This window comes from Streptomyces sp. DG1A-41, from assembly GCF_037055355.1.
Lineage (GTDB): Bacteria > Actinomycetota > Actinomycetes > Streptomycetales > Streptomycetaceae > Streptomyces.
Genome location: NZ_CP146350.1, coordinates 744670 through 767820 on the forward strand (window position 1 = coordinate 744670; position 23151 = coordinate 767820).

Genomic DNA, 23151 nt, shown 5'->3' on the forward strand with positions numbered 1-23151 from the left:
CCCAGCGGCCATGCCCCCTACGGCGCCGCCGATGCCCTCCCCGGAACCCGTCCACGCCACGAACGGATCACACGGTCCGCTCCTGGAAGGCGTCACAGGCACCAAGACCCGGCATTCCCGATTACCGGCACCGCTGGTGCTGCTGCGCCCTCGCCAATGGGTGAAGAACATCTTCGTCCTCATCGTCCCGGTGGCCGTGGACCCCGCGATGCTCCTGCACAACATCGCAGGGGCACTGGCCACCGTGGTCGCGTTCGCGGCGGCCTCCAGCGCTGTCTATGTCCTCAACGACTGGCTCGACCGGGAGCAGGACCGGCTGCACCCTGTCAAACGTCATCGGCCGATAGCCTGCGGACAGGTCGGCCCACTCGGCGCGCTCCTGCTGGGCGCGGGCTGTCTGGCGACGGCAGCCGCCTGGGGAACACTGCTGCCACCGGCAGTACGGGCTGCCGTCGCCGGGTATGCGGTGCTCAACCTGGCCTACTGCCTTGCGTTGAAGCACTACCCGCTGGTCGATGTCAGCGTGGTGGCAGTCGGCTTCGTTCTTCGTGCCGTGGCGGGCTGTCTGGCGGTGGCGGCGCCCTTCAACCCCAACCTGATCATCTGTGTGTACTGCACCTGTCTGCTGATGTCGCTCGGCAAGCGGCGGCACGAGCTGGTGACCGCGAACCTCCGGGGACAAGCCGCTGCGCAGCGGCCTGCCCTCGCGGGGTACTCGCTTCCCCTGCTCGACCAGCTCATGGCCGTGCTGCTGGCGGCCACGCTGATCACTCACGAACTGTTCGTCCTCTCCACACCGCATCCGCACGCCGCCGTGCTGGCCGTCGTCACCATGCCTTTCGCTGTCTTCGCCCTGTGCCGGTACATGCAGCTGCTGTCGGTGCACCACAGCGGTGGAGAGCCGGGCCGTGACGTGCTCACGGACGCGCCGCTCGTGGTCAATGCCGTTCTGTGGCTGGCCTGTTTCGCCGCCAGGCTCGTCTGAGGCACACGCGCGCGACACCCTCGCCTCCCCGTCGCCCCCTCCACGGCTACGCGCAGAAGTCGCGCCGGCTGTGGCCTGGCACCAGGTATTCGCCTGGCTGCGCCGCAAACACCCACATGAAGCCGAGACATCAAGACTGCCGCACATCGTCAGCTGTCGAAGGGAACCGTCATGAGTGACCACGAATTCGATGTAGCGATAATCCTCAACTACTACGCGCCATACGTCAGCGGACTGACGATCCACACCCAGCGGCTTGCCGAGGGCTTGGCCGAGCGAGGGAATCGAGTGGCGGTCGTGGCCGTTCAGCACGACAAGTCGCTGCCTCTGCGAGAGGTCCGAGCCGGGGTCTCGGTCTTTCGCGCTCCCGTCCACCGGACAATTGGCCGAGGGCCCGTGAGTCCACAGTTCGTACCCCTTGCCCGACACGTCGCTCGCAAGTCGGCGATCGTCAATCCCCACGCACCGATGCTCGAAGTGGGAGCCATCGCACTGGGTGTGCAAGACCGGCCGCTGGTAACGACGCACCATATGGACATCTGGTTGCCGTCAGGTGTGGTCAACTCGGTCGCCAGGCGCGCGGTTGATGTTTCCACATGGGCCGCGATGCGCATGTCCGATGCGGTCGTGGTGAACAGCGCCGATCAAGCCCGTGGTTCGAAGCTCTGGCCCCTGATCAAGCGAAGGAACTGGCGAGGAATCGCGCCTCCGTGCCTTGACCGTCGCGGTGGTGAGCCCAGTTATCGTGACGGAAGTGGCCTGCATATCGGGTTTCTTGGACGCATTGTGGAGGACAAGGGAATCGAATACTTGATACGGGCGTTTCAGCTGCTCGACGATCCAGATGCTCGATTGCTGATCGGTGGCGACTGGATCAAGGTGGCCGGTGGCGGAATCGAAGACCGACTTCGCCCGCTCATCGGCGACGACAAGCGGGTGCAGATGCTCGGCCTGCTGAGCGGAAGCCAGATCGACAATTTCTATGCGTCGATCGACGTCTTCGCTCTGCCGTCCATTGCCGAGTCTTTCGGCACCGTCCAGGCCGAAGCGATGATGGTCGACGTTCCATCGGTTACCACGGACCTTCCCGGAGGACGTTCGCCCGTGCTGGACACCGGGTTCGGTCGCCGGATTCCGCCACGTGATCCGGACGCGTTGGCCCGTGCGATCAGCGAGCTGGCGGCCCTGACTCCCGAAGAACGCGCCGAGGGGGGCCGTAGGGCCCGGGAACTCTACGGAGTGGACACGTTTCTCGACGCTTACGAGGAGCTGTTCGATCAGATCACCCCCAAGGAGGACAGCTCCCCAGCACTTGGCACGCGGCGTCAGAACACGCTCATGCCATGACGGTGAGGTCACCGAAAAATCGCCGACGCATGTTCAGGCTTCTCAGAGCGATCGTCTACTCGTCCATCGCTCTCTTCCTGTGCTGGCAGGTCTGGCACGTGCGACACGGACTTGCCGCCAGCATAAGTTCCGTTGGATGGACAGCCGTTGGATTCGCGACAGGGTTCACCGTCATAGCGAACTTTCCCGGTTTCTTCGGATGGAGACTGCTGGTAACCGGTGCCGGTGTACGACTTACCCTTTCCGACGCGGCTTGGCTGTTCTTCGCGGCTGCGGTGACGCGCTATCTTCCTGGCGCGATCTGGCCTACCGTCGCGCAAGCCGCGCTCGCGAGGAGAGTCGGGGCGCCGGCGACCAAGCTCATGGCGACCGGTCTGGTCGCGGTCGTTCTGACCGCGCTCAGTGGGGGCATCGTTGGCCTGCTGGCGTTCCCACGCCTGGTGGCAGACGATCCAAAGTGGTGGCTGATGTTGCCGGTATTACTCTCCGCCGGTGCGGTCATGCTGGCACCGCGTCTGCTCAGGCGACTGCTCGGCTTAGGACAACGCATATTGCGACATGAGGAACATGGGATCGCAATGCCTTCCCCCAGGACCTCCATGGGAATGATCGCGTTCAGCATCCTCGGGTGGTGTTGCAGCGGCATGCACGCGGCGATCATCGCGATGGCACTCGGCGCACCTCCCATCTCCGCGATAACGCTGGGCGTGGGTGGTTTCACGCTCAGTGCGGTTGCCGGAGCGGTATCGCTGACTCCTGCTGGTATCGGGGTACGTGAGGTAGTGCTCGGCCTCACGCTCGGCATTCTTATCAGCGGCCCGAATCTGGTCACACTGCTGCTGCTCAGCCGAGTCCTCACGATCCTGGGTCATGTGATCGCGACCCTTGGCGTTCTGGGACTGCTGGCCGGAAACCGCCACATGAAACGGCGACGGGACAAAGAGAAATGGGGATACAGCATCGGCGCCCCGAACGAGAGGTAGAGCAAGACGGCCATGGAGAGCTTCGCGGGCACGTCACCTTGTGACAGGCAGCGTCGTGCCCGGCAGCGCGTACTCGTCCCGCCGCCCGCACATGCCGAAGCCGCCGAGCCGGGTGGGCGCGGCCTCGTAGGCGGTGGCCTCGCCGAGGTAGGCGGGCTCGCCGTCGGCCAGCGCGTCGAGCTGGGCTCCGGTGCGTTCGGCGGCGGCCAGGGCGCCCGCCCGCCACAGGGCGCGCCAGGTGGGCACCTTCTCCCGCACGATGCGGGCGGCGGCCCGCTGGAACTCCAGGTACGGGCCGTTGTCGCCGGCGACGAGGGCCTCGCGCAGGGCGAGGTAGCCCTCCACGGCGAGGTCCCGGCGGCGCTGGGCGGCCGCCGCCGTGTCCGGTCCCGTGCCGGGTGGCAGGGTCGCCGCGGCGGCGTACTTCCCGGGGTCGGCGAGCACCTCGGGCGGGAAGGTGAACACGGCGTCCCCGGCCTCGGGCAGGCCGCTGTTCTGCATCAGCACGGTGATGCGCAGATCGCCGCCCTGCACCATGCGGTGCACGGTGCCCGGCGTGAACCAGGCGATCGAGCCGGCCTCGAGGGGAATGTCCCGGTAGCCGTCGGGGCTCAGCGTCTGCACCGCGCCCCGGCCGCCGGTGACGACGTACGCCTCGGTGCACACCAGGTGCAGATGCGGGCTGCCGCCGCAGACGCCGTCGGCGGCCTCCCAGTCGTAGGCGCTCAGATGGGACAGGCCGATCGCGCCGGGCAGCGGGTGCGGCAGCGCGGGCTTCTCGTCGCTCACCACGGCAGGCCCTCCAGGTGCGTGCCGACCCGGTCGCGGTCCCAGGCGCCGTCGGCGACGACGAGCCGGTAGCGGTAGGCGAAGGACTCGCCCGGCGGAAGCTCGAACTCCTCGAAGAACGCCCAGGAGAAGGCGACCGTCGGGAAGGGCTCGGAGCGGACGAACCAGTGCGACTCGTGGATCGCGGACCTCTCGTCGAGGTTCTCGGGCGCGTGCGCGAAGACGAGGGTGGAGTGGCCGTCGACGTCGTCGTGCTCGGTGGTGAAGGCGAGCCAGGGGCCCTGGGTGCCCATGAGCTTGCCCGCGTCGGCGTCGGTGTCCGGGGCGAAGACCGTGCCGCCGGTGAAGTCGCGCGGGCCGCGCCACTGGAGTCCGGTGTAGCCGGCCATCTCGCGACCCGCGGTGGTCGGGGATCCGAAGGCCAGGGGCTCGGAACGGACGTTGGTGAGGCGGATCGACCAGTCCAGGGCCCAGGCGCCGGCCTCCTCGTCCACCGAGTGGACGGTCAGCCCCCGCACCTCGCGCGCCCACTCCTCGCCGCCGTTCTCGACCCAGGTGAGCTCCTCGGTGAAGGCGAGGCGGTCGTCCTCGACCGTGAACTCCGGGAAGCCGTCGTGCCGCATGGAGCCGACGCGCTCGGGCAGGCGCAGATAGCCCTGGCCGTGGACGTAGCAGTTGCCGCCCCAGAAGTTCTGGCCGGACAGATGGCTCGCGGTCATCTGCAGGCCCTTGTGCCAGCGGTGGTCGTTCGGGCGGTAGCCGGTGACCGTGCGGCCGGACAGGGTGCGCACCGGGTGGGCGTACGGCTTGCGGGACTCGAAGGGATCCGGGTCGGGGCGGTAGACGTAGCGGAGGATCTCCGTGCCGTTCGCCGCCGTGACGGCGATGTCCTCACCGTCGGTGTGGGTGACTCGGATGCTCATGCGCGCTCCTTGGGGGCCCAGTCGGGGTACTCGCCGTGCATGGCCTCGTAGAAGGGGTCGCCGGGGCCGATCTCGCCCGCGTGCACGGAGCGGCCGGTGAACGCCGCCTTGTACAGGGCCGCGGCGAACTCGAGCGTGGCGCGGGCGTCCTGGCCGCTGCCCGGTGGTCGGATGCCGTTGTCGTAGGCGTCGAGGAGGGCGCCCAGCTGGGCGGTGTGCGAGCTGGGCACGTCGTTGACGGGGGTGCGCCAGGCGGTGGCCCGGTCGGATCCTACGTGCGGGGCCGGGGTGTAGACCCAGCTGTCGTTGGTGTGGCCGTACAGGTGGGTGAGCTCGACCGTGGCGTCCGCGCAGTCGATGCGGATACGGCTCACCTCGTCCGGGGACAGCACGCTGTTGACGACCGTGGCGAGGGCGCCGCTCCTGAAACGCACCAGCGCGGTGGAGACGTCCTCGCTCTCGGTGTCGTGGACGAGCCGGGCGGCCATGGCCCGGATCTCCTCCCACTCGCCGAGCAGGTGCAGCAGCAGGTCGTACTGGTGGATGCCGTGGCCCATGGTCGGCCCGCCGCCCTCGCTGGCCCACTTGCCGCGCCACGGCACGGCGTAGTACGCGGCGTCCCGGTGCCAGGTGGTCTGGCAGTGCGCCACCAGCGGGGCGCCCAGCTCGCCGCTTGTGATCAGCTCGCGGGCGTGGACGGCGCCGGAGCCGTAGCGGTGCTGGAAGACGACCGCCGCGTACGCCCCGGAGGCCTCCTCGGCGGCGGCGATCTCGTCGTACTCGGCGAGCGACAGGGTGAGCGGTTTCTCGCACAGCGCCCAGGCCCCCGCCTTGAGCGCGGCCACCGTCTGGTCCCGGTGCAGGGAGGGTGGGGTGCCGATGAGGACCAGGTCGGGGCGTTCGGCGTCCAGCATCGCGTCCACCGAGGTGTAGCCGGCGACCTGGTCGCCGGCCAGCTCGCGGAAGGCGTCGAGGCGCTCCTGGTCGACGTCGACGGCGGCGACCAGCTCCACCCGGTCGGAGTGGGCCCGCAGCGCGGGCAGATGACTGCCACTGACGATGGCTCCGGTGCCGACGACGGCCACGCGGCGACGGGTGGGGGACAAGGACATGCGGCGCTCCTCGAACGGCCGACGGACACACGCGTGGAAAGCACTGGGAAAGCGCTTGCACTCCGAAGGCGACCCTAGGCGTGAGCGAATGTCTGGACAACCCCCCTGCACCGACCCGCACAAGGTCTGCCCGAGCGTTCTCCCAGCTCGGGGGTGAGATTCGGGTTGTTGTCGCCACCATGGAGCGGCATTCCCCCGCTTCCGTACGGGGGCTGGCCCCACCGGGAAGCGGCTGCCAGCCGGAGTGTCCGGACAGCGGCCCGTCCCTAGCGTTCTGTCGCACCGCACCCTCTCGGGCATGTCCCTGCCGGCCGCGAGGGGGCATCGGCGACAGAAAGGACATCCACCCGTGTTATCCCGCTTCCCGGGAACCGCGAGGCGAGCAGCCCTCACCCTGACGGCCGCCGGTCTCGCCCTGACGGCGTTGCCCGCCACGGCCGGGGCGAGTCCCGGCTCCGCCCCCCTCGCCCGCTACCACCACCAGCACCTCACCTGGAAGAGCTGTGTGCTCGGACCGGACGACACGACCGGCAAGGAACTGGAGCAGGCGGGCGCCCGCTGCGCCGACGTGACCGTCCCGCTGGACTACTCGGACCCCGGCGGCCGCACGATCACCGTCGCGATATCCCGGATCCCCGCCACCGACACCGACCGCCGCGTCGGCCCGCTGCTGATCAACGGCGGGGGCCCCGGCGGAGAGTCCCTCGGCGACGCGCCGTGGGTGCGCAAGGCGATGAAGGACGTCGCCGCCCGGTACGACGTGGTCGGCGTGGATCCCCGTTTCGTCGGCCGCAGCACACCGCTGGACTGCCGCTGGCCGACCGGCTCGGCGTGGCGCGGGGCGGGTGAGGACCGGGCCGGCTTCGACCGGATGGCCGCGTTCTCGAAGGACCTCGCCCGGCGCTGCCGCACCCACGCCGGCGACGTGCTGCCCCACGCCACCACCCGCAACACCGCGCGCGACATGGACGTCATCCGGGCCGCGCTCGGCGAGCGGCGGATCTCCTACCTGGGCTACTCGTACGGCAGTTACCTCGGCGAGGTGTACACCACGATGTTCCCCGGCCGGACCGACCGGATCGTCCTGGACGGCGTGATCGACCCGGCCCGCTACGGTGCCCGGCTGTGGCTGGGCGTCGAGCGGGCCAACCGCCAGGCCCTCAAGGGTTGGGCCTCCTGGACGGCCGCCCGCGACGCGACATACGGTCTGGGCCGTACGCGGAGCGAGGTGCTGGCCACCGTGGAACGCATCCGGCGCGCCGCCGCCCGCGCCCCGCTGCGGCTCGGCGAGCACCGCCTGGACGAGCACGTCATGCCGATCGTCGCCCTCAACGGCCTCTCGCAGGACAACGACGCCGCCTACGGCGACTTCGCCCAGGGCGTGCGGGACATGCTCCGGGCCTCGGAGGGGCGGGAGGTGTCGCCGTCCGCGTGGCTCGCAGGGGTGCTCGAGTTCGTGCTCACGGGCACCGACTCCCCCTACGGCAGCGCTCAGGCGGCGATCGTGTGCGGTGACGGAGCCGCGCCGCGGGACCCGGAGATCTACTGGCGCGACGTCCAGCGCACCCGCGCGCAGGATCCGCTGTTCGCGCCCGTGACCAACAACCTCAACCCGTGCGCCTTCTGGGACCGGCCGCGCGAGCGCCCGACCACGATCCGGGACGATCTGCCGGCCCTGCTGGTCAACGCCACCGGGGACCCGCGCACCGACTACGACGGCGCCAAGACGGTGCGCGCCATGTGGCCCTCCTCGCGCCTGGTCACCCTGCACGGCGCCGACCAGCACGCGGTGTACGGCGTCTACGGCGCGCCGTGCGTCGACGACGCGGTCAACGCGTACCTGGCCACGGGCCGGCTGCCGGGGCGGGACATCGGCTGCGGGCCGCCCGCGCACGACTAGCGCGCACGCGCGAACGCTGGAGCCCGGACCGTTTCCGGTCCGGGCTCCAGTCGGCGACGGCATGGCCGGTCGTCAGGACCGGCCAGCTCGCCTCAGGACTCGACGATCTTGCGCACGTTGTCCACGGATCCGCAGCCGGCCTTCAGCTGACGCTCACGCTCCTGCCGGAACGCCAGGCCCAGCTCCTCCCGCCGCTCCATCGCCACGTTCTCCCGCGCGCCGTTGAGGATGGTGCGCTCCTCCTCGTCGGCGTGGTGGGTGACGGCCTCCACCAGCTCCTCGAGCTTTTCGTCCCAGTCGTCGGACCCGACCTCCTCGACCTCGAGGAGGTCCAGGAGGGCCTGGTTTCCCTCATCGTGCTCGTGCTCGCCGTGCTCGACTTCTTCGTCGTCGATGTTCTTGTACCGCTTGAGCGCCGGGTAGACCTTGGCCTCCTCGGCCAGCGCGTGCGCGATCAGCAGTTCTGCGAATTCCCGCAGCGCACCCGCACGGTCGGCTTCGACACTGCGCATCTGACGGAAGAGGTCTTCCATGCGCCGGTGGTCCTGGAGAATGAGTTCGACGACGTCCTGTGTATCGGCCATGGAACAGGAACCCCTTTCACGCAAGAGAATCGGGCCGTTTCCATTTACCCCGTTGCTGACGTTTTGTGCGCCGGGGCGGGCCCGCCGGTCTACCAGCGGTACCAGCGACCCTTGCGGCCACCGCTGTCCACGCTGCGCAGGACGAAGCCGAGCAGCCACAGCACCAGCACGATCACCGCGAGCCACCACAGGGCCTTCAGGGCGAAGCCCGCGCCGAACAGGATCAGGGCCAGCAGCAGGACGAGAAGCAAAGGAACCATAGTTATCCACCTCCGCCACTCCTGGTGCCCGGATCCTTGACGAACACACAGTCGAATTTCTGCGTTTCTCCATCCGGTTCACGGGCACATGCATCGCTTCGGCTGAGCGGAGGTCACCAGAACCCGACCAAACCAAAGCGCCCCTTTCCGAAAGGAATCGCCGAGCACTTTCGGGGGCATCGCGACCGCGGAAGGCTCCGCCTTCTCCGGAAGGCCTGGCGTCAGTCCCTGCCGACGACGACCACCTCGTCCTCGGTCGTCCAGCGGCGTCGCTCGGATTTGGGCGGGTTGATGCGCACGCCGTAGCCGGGGCTCGTCGACGCGTCGTCGTGGCTTCGGTAGCCGATGGCACATTCGCCGCGCTGCCGTGCCGCGGCCACGACGGTGGCGAAGGCCGTCTCACACCCCGGCAGCACGTAGTCGCCCGCCGGTCGCAGGCGGATGCCGGTGCCGGCGGCGGAGAACAGCTCCTCGAAGACCGCTGCCAGGTGCCGGTTCTGGGAGATCTGCGCCATGAGCAGGCCCGTGAGCTTGCCGCTGATGATCACGTCGGCTCCGGGACCGACGGGGGCCAGCGCCCGGTTGCGGTCGTCGATCAGTTCGGTGACGACCGGCAGTTCGCGCCCGGTTGCCTCCTCCAGCTGGCGCAGCAGCAGGAGGGTGACGAGCGTGCGGTTGTCGGGGTCGTCCTGCGGCTCCCCGGGAGCGGGGTCCTGGCCGAGCACGATCACACTGTCGTAGGCGTGCACGTCCAGACGCCGCAGGGTCTCGGGACGGGTGACGTCCCCTTGGTGGAGGGTCAGGGGCAGGTCGGTGCCGTGGTGCGCTCCTGCCTCGCTCACCTGCCGGACCGTCCCCTCACCACCGTCCGCCACCACGTCGACGGCTGATCCGGGCCGGGCGCGGAGGCGCAGCTGGTCGATCATGAGCGGCGCTCGGCGGTTCCAGCCCAGCAAGAGGACCCGCTCCGGCCGTGCGGGCGTCGCGGGACCGGAGGCCATCGCCGCCTTCTCGACCCACTCCGCGCAGTCGGCCGGCCAGGCCGTGTCGTCGTCACGGGAGATGACGACGAGCAGGTCGTCCGCGGCGATGGGCGTCTGCGGCGGCGGGTTGAGCAGGGTGGTGTCTCCACGCACCATCCCCACGACGCTCGACGTCGGGTAGGACAGCAGCGCGTCACCGAACGGGCGTCCCGCCAGGGCTGGTTCGGAGACCAGGTAGAACTCGTCACCGGCGAAGTCGAGGAGTTCCTGGTGGACCAGGGAGAGCCCGGGGCGGCGGGCGGCCTGGACGATGAGCCGGGCCGTGACGGTGTCGCTCTCCAGGACGACACCACCCGGCCCGGCGGCGAGACCGGCGGCCAGACGGTAGCGGTTGTCCCGGACGGCGGCGACGACGGGCGGACGGGTCGCCTCCCCGGCCAGGGCAGCCCTGAGCGCCAGCAGCGTCTTGACCACCTCGGCGTCGGCGTCGGGCTCGTCGCGGGGCAGGACCAGCACGACACCGGCCGTCGCCGGACTGGTCAGGGTGAGCACGGCCGGGTCGGTGGTGGGACCGCTGCGGCAGATCAGCCGCGTACGGCCGACGGGACCCACCTTGGTGCTCAGGGCCTCCTCCATGGCGGTCTTGTCCCGGTCCGCCAGCACCACCACCGCCGCGCGCCGCTGGTTGGCGTTGGCGGCCACCAGCTCGCTCACCACCGTGAAGACCTGCTCCGACCACCCCAGGACCACGACGTGCCCTCGTTCGAGCACAGTGGACCGGCCCCGCCGCAGCGCGGTGAGCCGCTCCGTGAGCGCCGTGGTGATCAGGCCGACCAGCGTCGAGACGTACAGCAGCGCGACCAGCGCGAGCAGCACCGACATCACCACGCGCAGCGGCGTACCCGTCGCGCCGCCCAGCCGCAGGGTCTGCCCGGTCAGGTGCCACACCTGCGCCAGCCGGTCCGGCAGAGAGGCCGGCGCGTCGGGGTCGGTCCACACCACCACCGCGCTGGCCGGGACGACGACGGCCAGACACAGCAGCGCCATCCAGCCGACCAGGGCGGAGGCACCGCGGGCCAGCGTGCTGTCGAACCAGTAACGGGCTCGGTCACCGAACGGAGTGCGCCGCTGCGCCACCCTTCCCCCTCCGTCGCCCCGGACTCTCGAGCGGCCGGTCGGCGCCGCGTACGCGATGCGCCGCGCGGGACGGCCGGAGAGCACGGATGTGGATACGCATGTCGCAGTGTGGGGGGCTCGATCGCGGCGACAGAGGCAGTTCCCTCCTCATTCATCCCTTCGGGTTCCCCGAGTCGTCCACGTCGGCGGATCTTCCGTGACGTCAGCGTTTTCCGCGGACTTCGCTCCTTCGGGGCAACGACCGGGCGAAGGGCGGCGCCCGGCCGCGGCCGCCAGTACAAAGGCCGCCATGACTGAAGATCACGCGGTGGTGCGCTCGGACGGCGTTTTCTCGCGGAGGAGCTTCGCGGCGGCGGCCGGCACGGCCACGGTGGCGACGGCCCTGACCGGCGGTCCCGCCACGGCTCTGCCCGCCCCGGCCGCCCCGGCGGTACCGGCCGCACCGGGCGACAGCCGTGGCGCCGACTTCGACCGGTGCCTCGCCGTCGCCCGCGCACTCCTCGTCCTGGACTCCGACAACCGCCCCCTCGTCCCGCGTTACCAACGTGTCCTCGAGAAGGGACTGCCGGGTCAGCGGCGGACCCGCCCCAAGGACGTCCTCGTCATCGGCGCCGGTCCGGCCGGGCTGGTGGCCGCCTGGCTGCTGAAGGAGGCAGGTCACCGGGTGACGGTCCTGGAGGCCAACGGCAACCGCGCGGGCGGCCGCATCAAGACCTTCCGCAGCGGCGGCCACGAGGGCGCCGAGCAGCCCTTCGCCGATCCCCGCCAGTACGCCGAGGCCGGCGCGATGCGCATCCCCGGCAGCCATCCCCTGGTGATGGAGCTGATCGACCGGTTCGGCCTGAAGAAGCGGCGTTTCCACTACGTCGACGTCGACGGCGAGGGACGTCCCGCCGGCCGCACCTGGATCCACGTCAACGGCATCCGTGTGCGGCGCGCCGACTATGCCCGCGCGCCCCGGCGCGTGAACCGGTCCTTCGGCGTCCCCAAGGCCCACTGGGACACCCCCGCCGCGGTCATCCTGCGCTCCGCGCTGAACCCGGTGCGCGACGAGTTCAGTTACGTCGACTCCGACGGCAAGCGGGTCGACAAACCGCTCCCGGAACGGCTTCGGGGCTGGGCCCGCGTGGTGCAGCGGTTCGGGGACTGGTCGATGTTCCGCTTCCTCACCGAGCACGCGGGGCTCGACGAGCGGACCATCGACCTGATCGGCACCCTGGAGAACCTCACCTCACGACTCCCGCTGTCCTTCATCCACAGCTTCATCGGCTCCTCCCTCATCAGCCCCGACACACCGTTCTACGAGCTGGAGGGCGGCACGGCAGTACTGCCGGACGCCCTGCTGGAGCGGGTCCGCGGACAGGTGCGGTTCGACCGCCGTGTCACCCGCATCCAGTACCACCACCCCGACCGCCCTTCTCGGGACACCGAGCACGTGCGCAGCAAGGGGCCGCACGTGTGGGTGGACACCGTGTCCGAGGGGCGCGGCGGACCCGTCGTCCGCGAGCAGTTCACCGGGGACGTCGCCGTGGTCACGGTGCCGTTCTCCGGGCTGCGCCACGTACAGATCGACCCGCCCCTGTCGTACGGCAAGCGCCGCGCGGTCTGCGAACTGCACTACGACAGCGCGACCAAGGTGCTGCTGGAGTTCAGCCGCCGCTGGTGGGAGTTCGACGAAGCCGACTGGAAGCGCGAGCTGCACGCCGTGGATCCGGACCTCTACGACGCCTACCGCACCGGCCGCGCCGCCGACGACGGCAGCCTGCTCGGCGCCCACCCCTCCGTGCCCGACGGGCACATCACGGCGGGTCAGCGCACCCACTACGCCGCCAACCGCTCGATCACCCGCGACCAGCCGGAGGCCGTCGACGTCGTGGGCGGCGGTTCGGTGTCGGACAACGCCAACCGCTTCATGTTCCACCCCTCCCATCCCGTTCCGGGCAGCGCGGGGGGTGTGGTCCTGGCCTCCTACAGCTGGGCGGACGACGCGCTGCGCTGGGACTCCCTGGACGACGAGGCACGGTACCCGCACGCTCTGTGCGGCCTCCAGCAGGTCTACGGCCGGCGCATCGAGGTCTTCTACACCGGCGCGGGCCGCACGCAGAGCTGGCTGCGCGACCCCTACGCCTACGGGGAAGCGTCCGTGCTCCTGCCCGGTCAGCACACCGAGCTGCTGCCCGCCATCCCCGCGCGTGAGGGGCCGTTGCACTTCGCCGGGGACCACACGTCCGTCAAGCCGGCGTGGATCGAGGGAGCCCTGGAATCCGCCGTGCGAGCCGCCCTGGAGGTCCACACGGCGTAGAAGTCGCTGAACCGCCACGCAGGCGAGGGCCCCGGCGCACCGGCGCCGGGGCCCTTCGGTTCCCGCGTCCGGCTGCACTGCCACGGGGGCCGCCCCGGTGACGGGGGTGGTGACCGCAAAGACCACAACATCCGTTGGTTCCGCAAGAGAGACAGCTCGTCGGCGTCCGGTGCAGCATGTGGCCCACGTCACCCTCCCCCACAGGGCCTTCCCTACCCGCAACGACGTACCGACAGGTGGTGGCACTCGTGCGCCTGCGCACTCCCCTCGCCCTGCTCGGGGCCGCCGTGCTCGTGCTCGTCGGACCGCCGCTGCTGACCACCGGCAGCGGCTCCGAGACCGGCACACAGATCCCGGGCCTGCGTTTCATGGTCCCCAACACGCCCGGCGGAGGCTACGACATCACGGCCCGTACGGCCGCGAAGAACGCCGAGGACGCCGGGCTGACCCACAACATCGAGGTGTTCAACCTGCCCGGCGCCGGCGGCACGGTCGGGCTGAGCCGGCTGGTGAGCGAGCACGGCAACGGCAAGCTCGCCATGTCCATGGGCCTCGGGGTCGTGGGCGCCGTCCGTTCCAACGACGCGCCGAAGACGCTCGGCGACACCACGCCGATCGCCCGGCTCACCGAGGAGCAGGACGTCGTCGTGGTCGCCAAGGACTCCCCGTACAAGACGATCGACGATCTCATCGGCGCCTGGAAGGAGAACCCGGGCAAGCTCCCGGTGGGCGGCGGCTCGTCGCCCGGCGGGCCCGACCATCTCGCCCCGATGCTGATGGCGCGGGCCGCCGGGATCTCCCCGAAGCAGGTCAACTACATCCCGTTCGACGGCGGCGGCGAGCTGCTCGCGTCGATCCTCGGCAACAAGGTCGCCTTCGGCGTGTCCGGCGTCGGCGAGTACCTGGACCAGATCAAGGCGGGCGAGCTGCGTCTCCTCGCGGTCACCGGACCCGAGCGCGTCGAGGGACTGGACGCGCCCACCCTGAAGGAGGCCGGGTACGACGTGAACTTCACCAACTGGCGCGGCATCGTCGCCCCGCCCGGCCTGTCCGACGGAGAGCGCGACAAGCTCGTGCGGCTGCTCGAGGAACTGCACGACTCGGACGAGTGGCGCAAGTCCCTGGAGCAGAACGGCTGGGACGACGCCTTCCTCACCGGTGAGCGGTTCGGCGCGTTCCTCGACGCCGAGGACAAGCGCGTGGTTTCGGTGCTGAAGGAGCTGGGACTGTGACGACGCAGACCACCGAGATCCCCCCGGCCGAGCGCAGCGAGCGGCGCGCGTGGCTGCGCGAGCACTCCGAACTCGGCGTGTGCGTGCTGCTGCTGGTGCTGGGCGTGCTCGTCCTGACGGACGCGCTCACCATGGACGTCGACATCGCCCAGCGCGGCCCGGTCGGCCCGAAGACCGTGCCGGTCGTGGTCAGCGCCGGCCTGCTGGTGATCGCCGCCCTGCTCGCCGTGGACGTGCTGCGCGGCGGCCGGGGTCAGGCCGAGACCGGTGAGGACGTCGACCTGTCGGAACCCGCCGACTGGCGCACGGTGCTGCTGCTGGCCGGGGTGTTCCTCGGCTCGGCCGTGCTGATCGAGCCGCTCGGCTTCCCCATCGCGGGCGCGCTGCTGTTCTGGGGTGCGGCGTTCGCGCTGGGCAGCCGCAGGATCGACCGCGATCCGCTCATCGCGGCCGGGCTGTCCCTCGTCACCTACGTCGTCTTCAACAACCTGCTCGGAGTGCCCCTGCCCGGCGGTCCGCTGATGGGAGTGCTGTGACATGGATGCCTTCAACTCCCTTCTGGACGGCTTCGGTACGGCCCTCACCCCGGTCAACCTGCTGTGGGCTGTCATCGGCGTGCTGCTCGGCACGGCGATCGGCGTGCTGCCCGGCATCGGCCCTGCGATGGCGGTGGCGCTGCTGCTGCCGGTGACGTACGGGCTCGAGCCGACCGGCGCGTTCATCATGTTCGCCGGTATCTACTACGGCGCGATGTTCGGCGGCTCGACCACCTCCATCCTGCTCAACACACCCGGCGAGAGCGCTGCGGTGGTGGCGGCCATGGAGGGCAACCCCATGGCCAAGTCGGGGCGCGGCGCGCAGGCCCTCGCGGCGGCCGCCGTCGGGCACTTCGCGGGCGGCCTCATCGGCACGATCCTGCTGGTGGCGCTCGCCCCGACGGTCGCCGAGCTGGCCGTGGACATCGGCGCGCCGGACTACTTCGCCATCATGGTGCTGGCGTTCATCGCGGTGACGTCGGTGCTGGGTTCGTCCCGCATCCGGGGCCTCGCCTCCCTGCTCATCGGCCTCACGCTGGGCCTGGTGGGCCTGGACCAGATGACCGGCCAGCAGCGCCTGACCTTCGGCTCGCTCCAACTGGCCGACGGCATCGACGTGGTGATCGTCGCGGTCGGTCTGTTCGCGATCGGCGAGGCCCTGTGGGTGGCGGCGCACCTGCGGCGCAGTCCGCCGGAGCCGATCCCGGTGGGGCGTCCGTGGCTGGGGCGCGGGGATGTGAACCGGACCTGGAAGTCATGGCTGCGCGGCCCGTTCATCGGCTTCCCGTTCGGCGCGATCCCGGCGGGCGGCGCGGAGATCCCGACGTTCCTGTCGTACGTGACGGAGAAGCGCCTGTCCAAGCACAAGGACGAGTGGGGCAAGGGCGCCATCGAGGGCGTGGCCGGTCCGGAGTCGGCGGCGTCGGCCTCGGCGGCGGGCACGCTGGTGTCGATGCTGACCCTGGGCCTGCCGACCACGGCGGTCGCGGCCGTCATGCTGGCCGCCTTCCAGCAGTACGGCATCCAGCCCGGCCCGCTGCTCTTCGAGCGCGAACCCGACCTGGTCTGGGGCCTGATCGCCTCGCTCTTCGTCGGCATGGTGCTGCTGCTCGCGCTCAACCTGCCGCTGGCGCCGCTGTGGGCGAAGCTGCTGCGCATTCCACGGCCGTACCTGTACGCCGGGATCATGTTCTTCGCGGCGGTCGGCGCGTACGCGGTCGGCGGTGAGGTGATCGACCTGGCGATCCTGCTGATCATCGGCCTGATCGGCTTCGGCATGCGCCGCTACGGCCTGCCGGTGCTGCCCGCCGTCATCGGCGTGATCCTCGGCCCGAACGCCGAGCAGCAGCTGCGGCGCTCGCTCCAGATCAGCGACGGCAGCGTGACGGGGCTGTTCAACACGCCGTTCGCGGTGACGGTGTACGCGGTGATCGTGCTGCTGCTGGCCTGGCCGCTGCTGAAGAAGGTGGTGACGCGCAGGCGTGTGGAGGCGTGACGCACGCCGTCCGTGGGGGGCGTGGCTCGGCTGAGCCACGCCCCCACGGCGTTTCTCAGGGCACCGACTCCCGGATGCCGTCGGGGAAACGGATCTCCACGCTCCCGTCGGCTCCCTCCCGGACCCGGGCCCCCTCGACCAGGGCGTGCACCACCGGGTCGGCGCTGAGCACGACCAGCGTCGCCATCAGGCGCGTACCACCGGGGTGGGACGGCAGCGTCAGGAACGGCGTCGCCGAGTGGTGCCCGTACGCGTTGCTGCCCATGGCCGCTACGACCGCTCCCTCCTCGTCGCTCCAGCCGTGCAGGCCGACGAGCGTGCTGGTCAGGCCGTCCGCGCGGCGGGCCAGTGCCCAGCCGGGGCCGGTCCGGGCGGCCGGTGGCGCGGTGTCGTCGGCGACGGCCCAGCCGCCCTCGCGTACGGGCGTGCCGGGGGGCGCGTCGACGCGGTGCACCCGGACCTCCCAGGGGCCGTGCACGACGCTGACCGTCTCGATGCGGTGCCCTTCGCTGTCGCCCGGGAGCAGGGCGCGGTGCCAGGAGGCGGCGCGGGGGCCTTGGACTCCGAGGGGGTGAATGCGCCCGCGGGGGGTGGGTGTGCCGTCGGGGGCGAGCAGGGCGATGTGGTTGTCGGGGCCCGTCCGCGGTGCCGGTGGCGTCTCGGGGGCCGTGGCGCTGGAGTAGGCGAACCGGGCGTAGTGCGGGCTGTCGCCGGCTGTCGCCGGTGGGGGCGGGAGGCGGTCGCTGCCGTGGTTGACGAGCCGGACGATCCCGTCGGCCGCCGTGGAGTGCAGCAGCCAGCCCGTGGCGGGTAACGCGTGGCGCCTGTCGGCTGTCTCCACGGGGCCGGGTTCCTCGGGCGCGGTCCACACGGGGTGGTCGGCGGGCAGGAGCAGGCCGAGGAAGGCCTTGCTCGCCCAGTACGGGGAGGCCGGGCCCGAGTAGCGCTGGGTGACGGGGAGGAAGGGCCCGTACCAGCCGAGCGTGAGCAGGCCGTGCTCGTCGGGCACGCCGCGCTCGGCGAAGTGCTTCAGCGCGCCGGAGGCCAGGCGGCGGGTGCGGCCGGGCGGCAGCGGGGTGGCGTCGGCGAGGACGCCCGCCCACAGCGGGGCCGCCGTCGCGAAGCGGTAGGTGAGCGAGCGGCCTTGGTGGACGGGCGCGCCGTCGGCGCCGAAGAAGTGCTGGTGGTGGTGGAGGAACGAGCGCAGGCGCGTCCGGTGTTCCGCCACCAGCCGGGGGTCGGCGCGCGGCCCCGCGATACGGGCCCACAGCACCGGGTACAGGTGCAACGCCCAGGCGTTGTAGTAGTCGAACTTGCGGCCGTCGCCGTCGGTGTACCAGCCGTCGCCCCGGTACCAGTCCTCCAGGCGTGCGAGGCCGGCGTCGATCTCGCTGCGGCTGTGCGGGGCGCCGACGGAGGCGAGGAACTCCTCGGTGATGACCTGGAACAGCCGCCAGTTGGAGTCGTTGACCACGGCTCCGACGAAGCCGCCCAGCCAGTCGGCGACCCGCTGCCGTACCCGGTCGTCGAGCCGGTCCCAGACCCAGGAACGGGTCTCGTGCAGGGCGATCGCGAGGGACGCGGCCTCGACCATGGGCTGGGACCGGTCGGTGATGGGCGGCCAGCGGTCGGGGCCGCGCGGGTCGGTGCCGGCCGTGAGCCCGGCCGCGTACCGCTCGATCAGGCCGGACACGCCCTGCCCACCCGAGCCGGCGATGCGGAACGCGGCCAGCAGGAAGGAGCGGGCGAACCCTTCGAGGCCGTCCGACCAGGGCCCGGAGTGGCTGGGCGGGCCGGGGAGCCGGTACTGGGCCAGGCCCGGGGAGGCGTAGGGCGTCAGGGCGTCGAGGAGGCGGTCGGCGATCGCCTCCCAGTGGGCGCGGGTCCAGCCGGTGATGGGCGAGGTCAGCGGGTCGGGGGGTGGCAGGTGCGGCAGGTTGGGCAGATGCGTCGGGTCGGGGAGCGACACGTGCGGCGCGCTCATGCGGGTGCGGTTCCTCCGTTGGTCACAGGGCGCGCCCGGGCGGGGGCGCGCCGACGCTGTCGCGTACGACGATGTGGGTGCCGAGCAGATGGTGGGCCCCGGCGGCGTGCTCGGGGTCGCGCAGCGCGATGCGCACGGCGGCGCGGCCGAGTTCCTCCGCGGGGGTGCGGACGGTGGTCAGGGGCGGGTTGAAGTCCTCGGCGAGCGGGATGTCGTTGTAGCCGACCACGGAGATGTCGCCGGGCACGCGCAGTCCGGTGTCGGCGATGGCGCGCAGGGCGCCGGCGGCGACCATGTCGTCCCCGGCGAAGACCGCGGTGAACTCCCGTGCGGACTGCAGGAGTTCGGTCATCGCGCGGTGACCGGCGGCCCGGCCGAGTCCGCTGTCGACGACGTGCGCGGCCTCGGGCGGCAGCCCGTGCTCGGTGAGGGCGGCCCGGTAGCCGGCGACGCGGGCGTCGAGGGCGGTGTTGCCGGGCAGTCCGCCGAGGAAGACGATCCTGCGGTGGCCGGCCGAAAGGAGATGGGCGGTGATGGCGCGGGCCCCGGCCTCGTTGTCGAACTCGACGACGAGCGCCGGGATCTCCGGGTCGGGCGCGGGCCGGCCGCAGAGCACGAGCCGGGCTCCGGAGGAGTCGAGGGCATGGGCGTAGTGGGCGACCCGCTCGCGGTAGGCGTCGTCCTCGACGACCCCGCCGACCAGGATCACGAGCCGGGCGCCCTCCTCCCGCATGAGCTGCACGAACTCCATCTCGCGCTGTGCGTCGCCGCCGGTGGCGCCGACCACGCAGAGCCAGCCGCGGTCGGCGGCCTCCGCCTCCACGCCCTCGGCGACCTGGGCGTAGAAGGGGCTGGTGACCTGGCGGACCACGACGGCGGCCATCTTGCGGCCGCCGCCGACCAGGGCGCGGGCGTGCGCGTTGGCCACGTAGTCGAGGTCGCGGGCCGCGCGCAGGACCCGGGCCCGGGTCGCCGGGGGCACCGGGTGGTTGCCGCTGAGCGCGCGGGACGCGGTGGCTGTGGACACGCCCGCCCGCTCGGCGACCTCGCGGATCGTGACCCGTCCCTTGGACACCATGTCGTTCCCCATCCCCCGCGTCTCCTCTTCCGCCCACCGCTGTTCAGGTGTTGGCCGCGTAGTCCTTCGCGTACTCTTCGGCCATTCTGTCGCCGCCTCGGCTGCGCCACTTCTTCACCGCCGCGTCCCACCCGGACATGGGCAGGCGCCCGGCGATGATTCCGGTGATCGTGTCGTCGAGGAAGGTCTTGAGGGTGGCGCCCTGGGAGTTGTTCGTCGCGGACTGGAGCCCGAAGGAGGCGTCGCGGATGGCGTGCGGCACGACCTTCCGCTGCCAGGCGTGCAGGTCGCGCACGGCGTCGGGCATGGCGGGCACGAACAGCACCTGGGGGCCTTCGGCGAGGTACTTCAGCGGCAGGTTCGTGTTGTTCTCGACCTCGCCGAGCTGGGTGAACTCGGGCGAGCCGTCCTTGCCGCGGGTGAAGTGGACGCCCTCGACGCCGTAGTGGACGAGTTCCCACTCCTCGCTGCCGAAGGGTGCGGCGAGGTAGTCGAGGATGCGCAGCAGCAGTTCGATGCGCTCCTTCTTGGCCTGCTTCAGGATGGTGTAGCCGAAGGAGCGGCGGGCGGCGACGATGCCGCCGGGCTCGCCGCCGACGCTGTAGGGGAGGGCCGCGGCGGGGCTCATCTTGCCCTGGGACTCCCGGTACTTGGGCAGGTAGGCGCCGAAGCCGTCCTGCATGGAGCCGACGGTGCCGTTGTAGTAGAGGGTCGTCAGGTCGATCTGGGAGATGGACGTGGCGTCGGGGTGGTAGAAGCCGTTCTTGCGCAGCTGGGCCTGGAAGGCGATCGACGCCTTGTAGCGCTCGTCGGCCCAGGCCGGAAGGAAGGTGCCGTCCTTGGTGACGGCCCAGCGCTGGGGTGCGTTGTGGGTGGCGGAGTGGTAGGCGTTGCCGAAGAGAGAGCCGTTGGCGGCGCCGAGCATGTACGTCTTCCCGCGTGTGCCCCGCCGGGCCACCGCCGTGAAGTCCTCGGCGGTCCAGCCCTCCTTCATGCCCGCGTCGGCGAACATGTCCTGGTTGATCCAGAGGGTGGAGCCGGGAAGCGGGCGCTCCAGCGGGATGCCGTAGATGCGGCCGCCGATGCGGCCCATGTCGCGCCAGGCGTGGGTGGGGATGTTCGCGAGGTTGGGGTAGTCGGCGACCGCGTCGCCCGACAGGTACGGCGTGAGGTCCTGGGCGCGGCGCTGCACGAACTGCGCCTCGCGGGGCAGGGTGAAGCCGGCGAACATGTTGATGATGTCGGGCAGGGCGTCGGCGTCACCCGCCATCACAGTCGCCATCTTCTTCTGGTAGTCGGCCTGGGAGATGATCGTGTACTCGATCTTCACGCCGAGGGCCTTCTCGACGGCCGCCCAGAAGCGGTTCTGCGAGGCGGGCTTGGGCGGGGTGCCGAAGGAGACGGTCATGACCCGAATCGTGGAGCCGTCGCCCGGGGTGCGGGAGACGGACTTGACCAGGTCGGACGGGTAGGAGGTGTAGCCCGCCTGGACACCGGCGTCGGAGGGGGCCAGGTCGGGCTTCGGCCCGGCGGCGGGCCGGTGGGCCGGCCAGGGAGCGAGCTTCTTGCCGGCGTTGGAGACGTCGCTGTCGCCGGAATCCGAGGAACAGGCGGTCAGCAGACCGGGGACGGAGACGGCGGCACCACCGGCGGCCACGGTACGCAGCAGGGTGCGTCGGGACATGCTGGGCATGGGTGAATCACCTCGTGTCGGCTTGGATCAGCTCTTGATGGCGCCGGTGAGCACGCCCTTGGTGAAGTACTTCTGGAGGAACGGGTAGACGAGCAGGATCGGCACGGTGGCGATCACGAGCACCGCCATCTGCACGGTCTGCGGAGCGGTGATGGTGGCCTCGCCGGTGGTCGCGTCGGTGAGTCCGGCACCGGCCACCACATAGGTGCGCAGCACCTGCTGGAGCGGCCAGTGGTCGCTCTCCAGGTACAGCGAGGCGTAGAACCAGGAGTTCCAGTAGGCGACGGCGTAGAACAGGCCGACGACGGCGAGCGCGGCCTTGGACAGCGGCAGCACCACCGACACCAGAACCCGCCAGTCCCCCGCCCCGTCCAGCCGGGCCGCCTCGTACAGCTCATCGGGGATCGACTGGAAGAAGCCGCGCAGGACGACCAGGTTGAACACGTTGACCAGGACGGGCAGGACGAGCGAGGCGTACGAGTCGAGCAGGCCGAGTTCCTTGACGAGCAGGAAGCTCGGGATCATCCCGGGCGGGAAGAGGAACGTGAACAGCACCAGCAGCAGGACGGGCCTGCCGCCGAAGACGCCCGGACGGGACAGCGCGTAGGCCAGGGTCACCGTGCAGGCGAGGCTGAGCAGGGTGCCGACGATCGTGACGCCCGCGCTGACGCCGAGGGCGTGGGTGACGATGCCGCCGTCGAAGATGTCGCGGTAGGCGTCGAGTGTGGGCTCGCTGGGCCACAGCACCCAGCCGCCGTTGTCGACGACCTCCTGGGTGGACGCCAGCGAGGTCGACACGATCACCAGGAACGGCACGCACACCAGCAGCACGACCGCGGCGAGGGCGAGGGCCTTCGCGGCCTGGGTGAGCGGCCGGGGCTTCTCCATCCAGCCGGGCCGGGCGGACGCGCTCACTTGTAGACCCCCTGTTCGCCGAGGCGGTGGGCGACCTTGTTGGCCGCGTAGACGAGGAGGGCGCCGACGACCCCCTTGAACAGGCCCGCGGCGGCCGCGAATCCGTAGTCGCCGCCGACGATGCCCTGGTAGTACACGAAGGTGTCGATGACCTCGGCGGCCTGAGGTCCCACCGCGTCGCGCTGGAGCAGCATCTGCTCGAAGCCGACGGAGAGGATGTCGCCGAGCCGCATAATGAGCAGCAGCACGATCACCGGGCGGATGGCGGGCAGGGTGACGTGCCAGAAGCGGCGCCAGGGTCCGGCGCCGTCGATGGCGGCGGCCTCGTACTGCTGCTCGTCGACCTGGGCGAGCGCGGCGAGGAAGATGATCGTGCCCCAGCCGGCGTCCTTCCAGATGACCTGGGCGACGACGAGCGGCTTGAACGCGTCGGGGTTGCCGATGATGTCGACGGTGTGCAGACCGGCCCCGCTCAGGCCGCTGTTGAGCAAGCCGGTGTCCCCCAGCACCTGCTGGAAGAGCGCGACGACGATCACCCACGAGATGAAGTGCGGCAGATACGCCACCGACTGCACGAACCGGCGCACCGAGCTCCAGGTGAGCGTGTGCAGCAGCAGGGCGAGGCCGAGCGGCACGGGGAAGTAGAAGACCAGCTGGAGGACGGAGATCCAGAGGGTGTTGAGGACCGAGTCCCAGAACGCCGCGTCCTCGAACATGCGCTGGAAGTTGCCCCGGCCCACCCAGGGGCTGCCCCACAGGCCGTCGAACGGCACGTACTCCTTGAACGCGATGACGTTGCCGACGAGTGCGCCGTAGTGGAACAGCAGGAAGTAGGCGACGCCGGGCAGCATGAGCAGGAACAACGTCCGGCTATGAAAACCTTTACGCTGATGCTTCACCCCATCGGGAACGC

At 70.8% G+C, this 23151-nt stretch carries 19 protein-coding genes; 8 read left to right on the forward strand and 11 right to left on the reverse strand.

Annotation, left to right across the window (positions count from 1 at the left end):
* The first annotated feature begins 31 nt into the window (after positions 1 to 31).
* The 3 genes from V8690_RS03560 (at position 32) to V8690_RS03570 (ending at position 3315) form a co-directional block, all read left to right on the forward strand.
* The gene (locus tag V8690_RS03560) at positions 32 to 985 is read left to right on the forward strand and encodes a UbiA prenyltransferase family protein (RefSeq protein ID WP_338775835.1); all 954 of its coding nucleotides are present in this window, start codon (positions 32 to 34) and stop codon (positions 983 to 985) included.
* 171 nt (positions 986 to 1156) lie between these two features.
* A complete protein-coding gene (locus V8690_RS03565) occupies positions 1157 to 2332 on the forward strand; it encodes a glycosyltransferase family 4 protein (protein ID WP_338775836.1) in 1176 nt (391 codons plus the stop codon).
* Positions 2329 to 3315: a lysylphosphatidylglycerol synthase transmembrane domain-containing protein gene (locus V8690_RS03570; RefSeq protein ID WP_338775837.1), complete on the forward strand. Its 987-nt coding sequence runs from the start codon at positions 2329 to 2331 to the stop codon at positions 3313 to 3315. Before V8690_RS03565 ends, V8690_RS03570 begins: the two co-directional genes overlap by 4 nt.
* A gap of 33 nt (positions 3316 to 3348) precedes the next feature.
* On the opposite strand, the gene V8690_RS03575 is transcribed toward V8690_RS03570, so the two are convergent.
* From V8690_RS03575 to V8690_RS03585, 3 genes are read right to left on the reverse strand one after another with little or no spacing between them, the layout of a single operon-like run.
* Positions 3349 to 4107 (reverse strand): cupin, encoded by a 759-nt coding sequence (locus V8690_RS03575; RefSeq protein WP_338775838.1) that lies wholly within the window; start codon positions 4105 to 4107, stop codon positions 3349 to 3351.
* Entirely contained in the window at positions 4101 to 5027 is a 927-nt protein-coding gene (locus V8690_RS03580) for a PmoA family protein (RefSeq protein WP_338775839.1), read from the reverse strand. The genes V8690_RS03575 and V8690_RS03580 overlap by 7 nt, the downstream gene beginning before the upstream one ends.
* A complete protein-coding gene (locus V8690_RS03585; RefSeq protein WP_338775840.1) occupies positions 5024 to 6139 on the reverse strand; it encodes a Gfo/Idh/MocA family oxidoreductase in 1116 nt (371 codons plus the stop codon). Before V8690_RS03585 ends, V8690_RS03580 begins: the two co-directional genes overlap by 4 nt.
* A 349-nt stretch (positions 6140 to 6488) precedes the next feature.
* Between V8690_RS03585 and V8690_RS03590 the strand changes: the two genes are divergently transcribed.
* Positions 6489 to 8039, forward strand: coding sequence for an alpha/beta hydrolase (locus tag V8690_RS03590; protein WP_338775841.1), 1551 nt, complete (start codon positions 6489 to 6491; stop codon positions 8037 to 8039).
* Positions 8040 to 8131: 92 nt separating this feature from the next.
* Here the strand turns inward: V8690_RS03590 and V8690_RS03595 are convergent, their stop codons facing one another.
* The 3 genes from V8690_RS03595 to V8690_RS03605 form a co-directional block, all read right to left on the reverse strand.
* Positions 8132 to 8623 (reverse strand): hemerythrin domain-containing protein, encoded by a 492-nt coding sequence (locus V8690_RS03595; RefSeq protein ID WP_338775842.1) that lies wholly within the window; start codon positions 8621 to 8623, stop codon positions 8132 to 8134.
* An 89-nt stretch (positions 8624 to 8712) separates the two neighbouring features.
* Positions 8713 to 8883 carry a hydrophobic protein gene (locus V8690_RS03600; RefSeq protein WP_338775843.1) on the reverse strand — a complete coding sequence of 57 codons (171 nt, stop codon included), beginning with the start codon at positions 8881 to 8883 and terminating at the stop codon, positions 8713 to 8715.
* Between the two features lie 221 nt (positions 8884 to 9104).
* Positions 9105 to 11003 carry an NAD-binding lipoprotein gene (locus tag V8690_RS03605; protein WP_338775844.1) on the reverse strand — a complete coding sequence of 633 codons (1899 nt, stop codon included), beginning with the start codon at positions 11001 to 11003 and terminating at the stop codon, positions 9105 to 9107.
* Between the two features lie 289 nt (positions 11004 to 11292).
* On the opposite strand from V8690_RS03605, the gene V8690_RS03610 reads away from it, so the two are divergent.
* The 4 genes from V8690_RS03610 to V8690_RS03625 all read left to right on the forward strand — a co-directional run bounded on the left by V8690_RS03610 (position 11293) and on the right by V8690_RS03625 (position 16568).
* Positions 11293 to 13305, forward strand: a complete 2013-nt coding sequence (locus V8690_RS03610) for an NAD(P)/FAD-dependent oxidoreductase (RefSeq protein ID WP_338775845.1) — start codon at positions 11293 to 11295, stop codon at positions 13303 to 13305.
* 248 nt (positions 13306 to 13553) lie between these two features.
* Complete coding sequence (locus V8690_RS03615) at positions 13554 to 14537, forward strand: tripartite tricarboxylate transporter substrate binding protein (RefSeq protein ID WP_338785236.1); 984 nt, start codon at positions 13554 to 13556, stop codon at positions 14535 to 14537.
* Positions 14534 to 15073: a tripartite tricarboxylate transporter TctB family protein gene (locus V8690_RS03620; RefSeq protein WP_338775846.1), complete on the forward strand. Its 540-nt coding sequence runs from the start codon at positions 14534 to 14536 to the stop codon at positions 15071 to 15073. Before V8690_RS03615 ends, V8690_RS03620 begins: the two co-directional genes overlap by 4 nt.
* A gap of 1 nt (position 15074) precedes the next feature.
* The gene (locus V8690_RS03625) at positions 15075 to 16568 is read left to right on the forward strand and encodes a tripartite tricarboxylate transporter permease (RefSeq protein ID WP_338775847.1); all 1494 of its coding nucleotides are present in this window, start codon (positions 15075 to 15077) and stop codon (positions 16566 to 16568) included.
* Between the two features lie 55 nt (positions 16569 to 16623).
* Here V8690_RS03625 and V8690_RS03630 read toward each other — a convergent pair whose 3' ends face one another.
* The 5 genes from V8690_RS03630 to V8690_RS03650 are packed head-to-tail and all read right to left on the reverse strand — an operon-like array spanning position 16624 to position 23089.
* Positions 16624 to 18552 carry a DUF2264 domain-containing protein gene (locus V8690_RS03630; RefSeq protein WP_338775848.1) on the reverse strand — a complete coding sequence of 643 codons (1929 nt, stop codon included), beginning with the start codon at positions 18550 to 18552 and terminating at the stop codon, positions 16624 to 16626.
* A gap of 22 nt (positions 18553 to 18574) precedes the next feature.
* Positions 18575 to 19630, reverse strand: coding sequence for a LacI family DNA-binding transcriptional regulator (locus tag V8690_RS03635; RefSeq protein WP_338785237.1), 1056 nt, complete (start codon positions 19628 to 19630; stop codon positions 18575 to 18577).
* Positions 19631 to 19673: 43 nt separating this feature from the next.
* The gene (locus tag V8690_RS03640; protein ID WP_338775849.1) at positions 19674 to 21323 is read right to left on the reverse strand and encodes an extracellular solute-binding protein; all 1650 of its coding nucleotides are present in this window, start codon (positions 21321 to 21323) and stop codon (positions 19674 to 19676) included.
* A gap of 27 nt (positions 21324 to 21350) precedes the next feature.
* Positions 21351 to 22238: a carbohydrate ABC transporter permease gene (locus V8690_RS03645; RefSeq protein WP_338775850.1), complete on the reverse strand. Its 888-nt coding sequence runs from the start codon at positions 22236 to 22238 to the stop codon at positions 21351 to 21353.
* Positions 22235 to 23089 (reverse strand): ABC transporter permease subunit, encoded by an 855-nt coding sequence (locus V8690_RS03650; protein WP_338785238.1) that lies wholly within the window; start codon positions 23087 to 23089, stop codon positions 22235 to 22237. The genes V8690_RS03645 and V8690_RS03650 overlap by 4 nt, the downstream gene beginning before the upstream one ends.
* Positions 23090 to 23151: the final 62 nt, after the last annotated feature.

Excerpts from the sequence above, each read along its gene's own strand:
- V8690_RS03560 (WP_338775835.1), top strand. The coding sequence starts at position 32 with ATGCCCTCCCCGGAACCCGTCCACGCCACGAACGGATCACACGGTCCG.
- V8690_RS03565 (WP_338775836.1), top strand. The coding sequence starts at position 1,157 with ATGAGTGACCACGAATTCGATGTAGCGATAATCCTCAACTACTACGCG.
- V8690_RS03570 (WP_338775837.1), top strand. The coding sequence starts at position 2,329 with ATGACGGTGAGGTCACCGAAAAATCGCCGACGCATGTTCAGGCTTCTC.
- V8690_RS03580 (WP_338775839.1), bottom strand. The coding sequence starts at position 5,027 with ATGAGCATCCGAGTCACCCACACCGACGGTGAGGACATCGCCGTCACG.
- V8690_RS03585 (WP_338775840.1), bottom strand. The coding sequence starts at position 6,139 with ATGTCCTTGTCCCCCACCCGTCGCCGCGTGGCCGTCGTCGGCACCGGA.
- V8690_RS03595 (WP_338775842.1), bottom strand. The coding sequence starts at position 8,623 with ATGGCCGATACACAGGACGTCGTCGAACTCATTCTCCAGGACCACCGG.
- V8690_RS03600 (WP_338775843.1), bottom strand. The coding sequence starts at position 8,883 with ATGGTTCCTTTGCTTCTCGTCCTGCTGCTGGCCCTGATCCTGTTCGGC.
- V8690_RS03610 (WP_338775845.1), top strand. The coding sequence starts at position 11,293 with ATGACTGAAGATCACGCGGTGGTGCGCTCGGACGGCGTTTTCTCGCGG.
- V8690_RS03625 (WP_338775847.1), top strand. The coding sequence starts at position 15,075 with ATGGATGCCTTCAACTCCCTTCTGGACGGCTTCGGTACGGCCCTCACC.
- V8690_RS03630 (WP_338775848.1), bottom strand. The coding sequence starts at position 18,552 with ATGAGCGCGCCGCACGTGTCGCTCCCCGACCCGACGCATCTGCCCAAC.
- V8690_RS03635 (WP_338785237.1), bottom strand. The coding sequence starts at position 19,630 with ATGGTGTCCAAGGGACGGGTCACGATCCGCGAGGTCGCCGAGCGGGCG.
- V8690_RS03640 (WP_338775849.1), bottom strand. The coding sequence starts at position 21,323 with ATGCCCAGCATGTCCCGACGCACCCTGCTGCGTACCGTGGCCGCCGGT.
- V8690_RS03650 (WP_338785238.1), bottom strand. The coding sequence starts at position 23,089 with ATGCTGCCCGGCGTCGCCTACTTCCTGCTGTTCCACTACGGCGCACTC.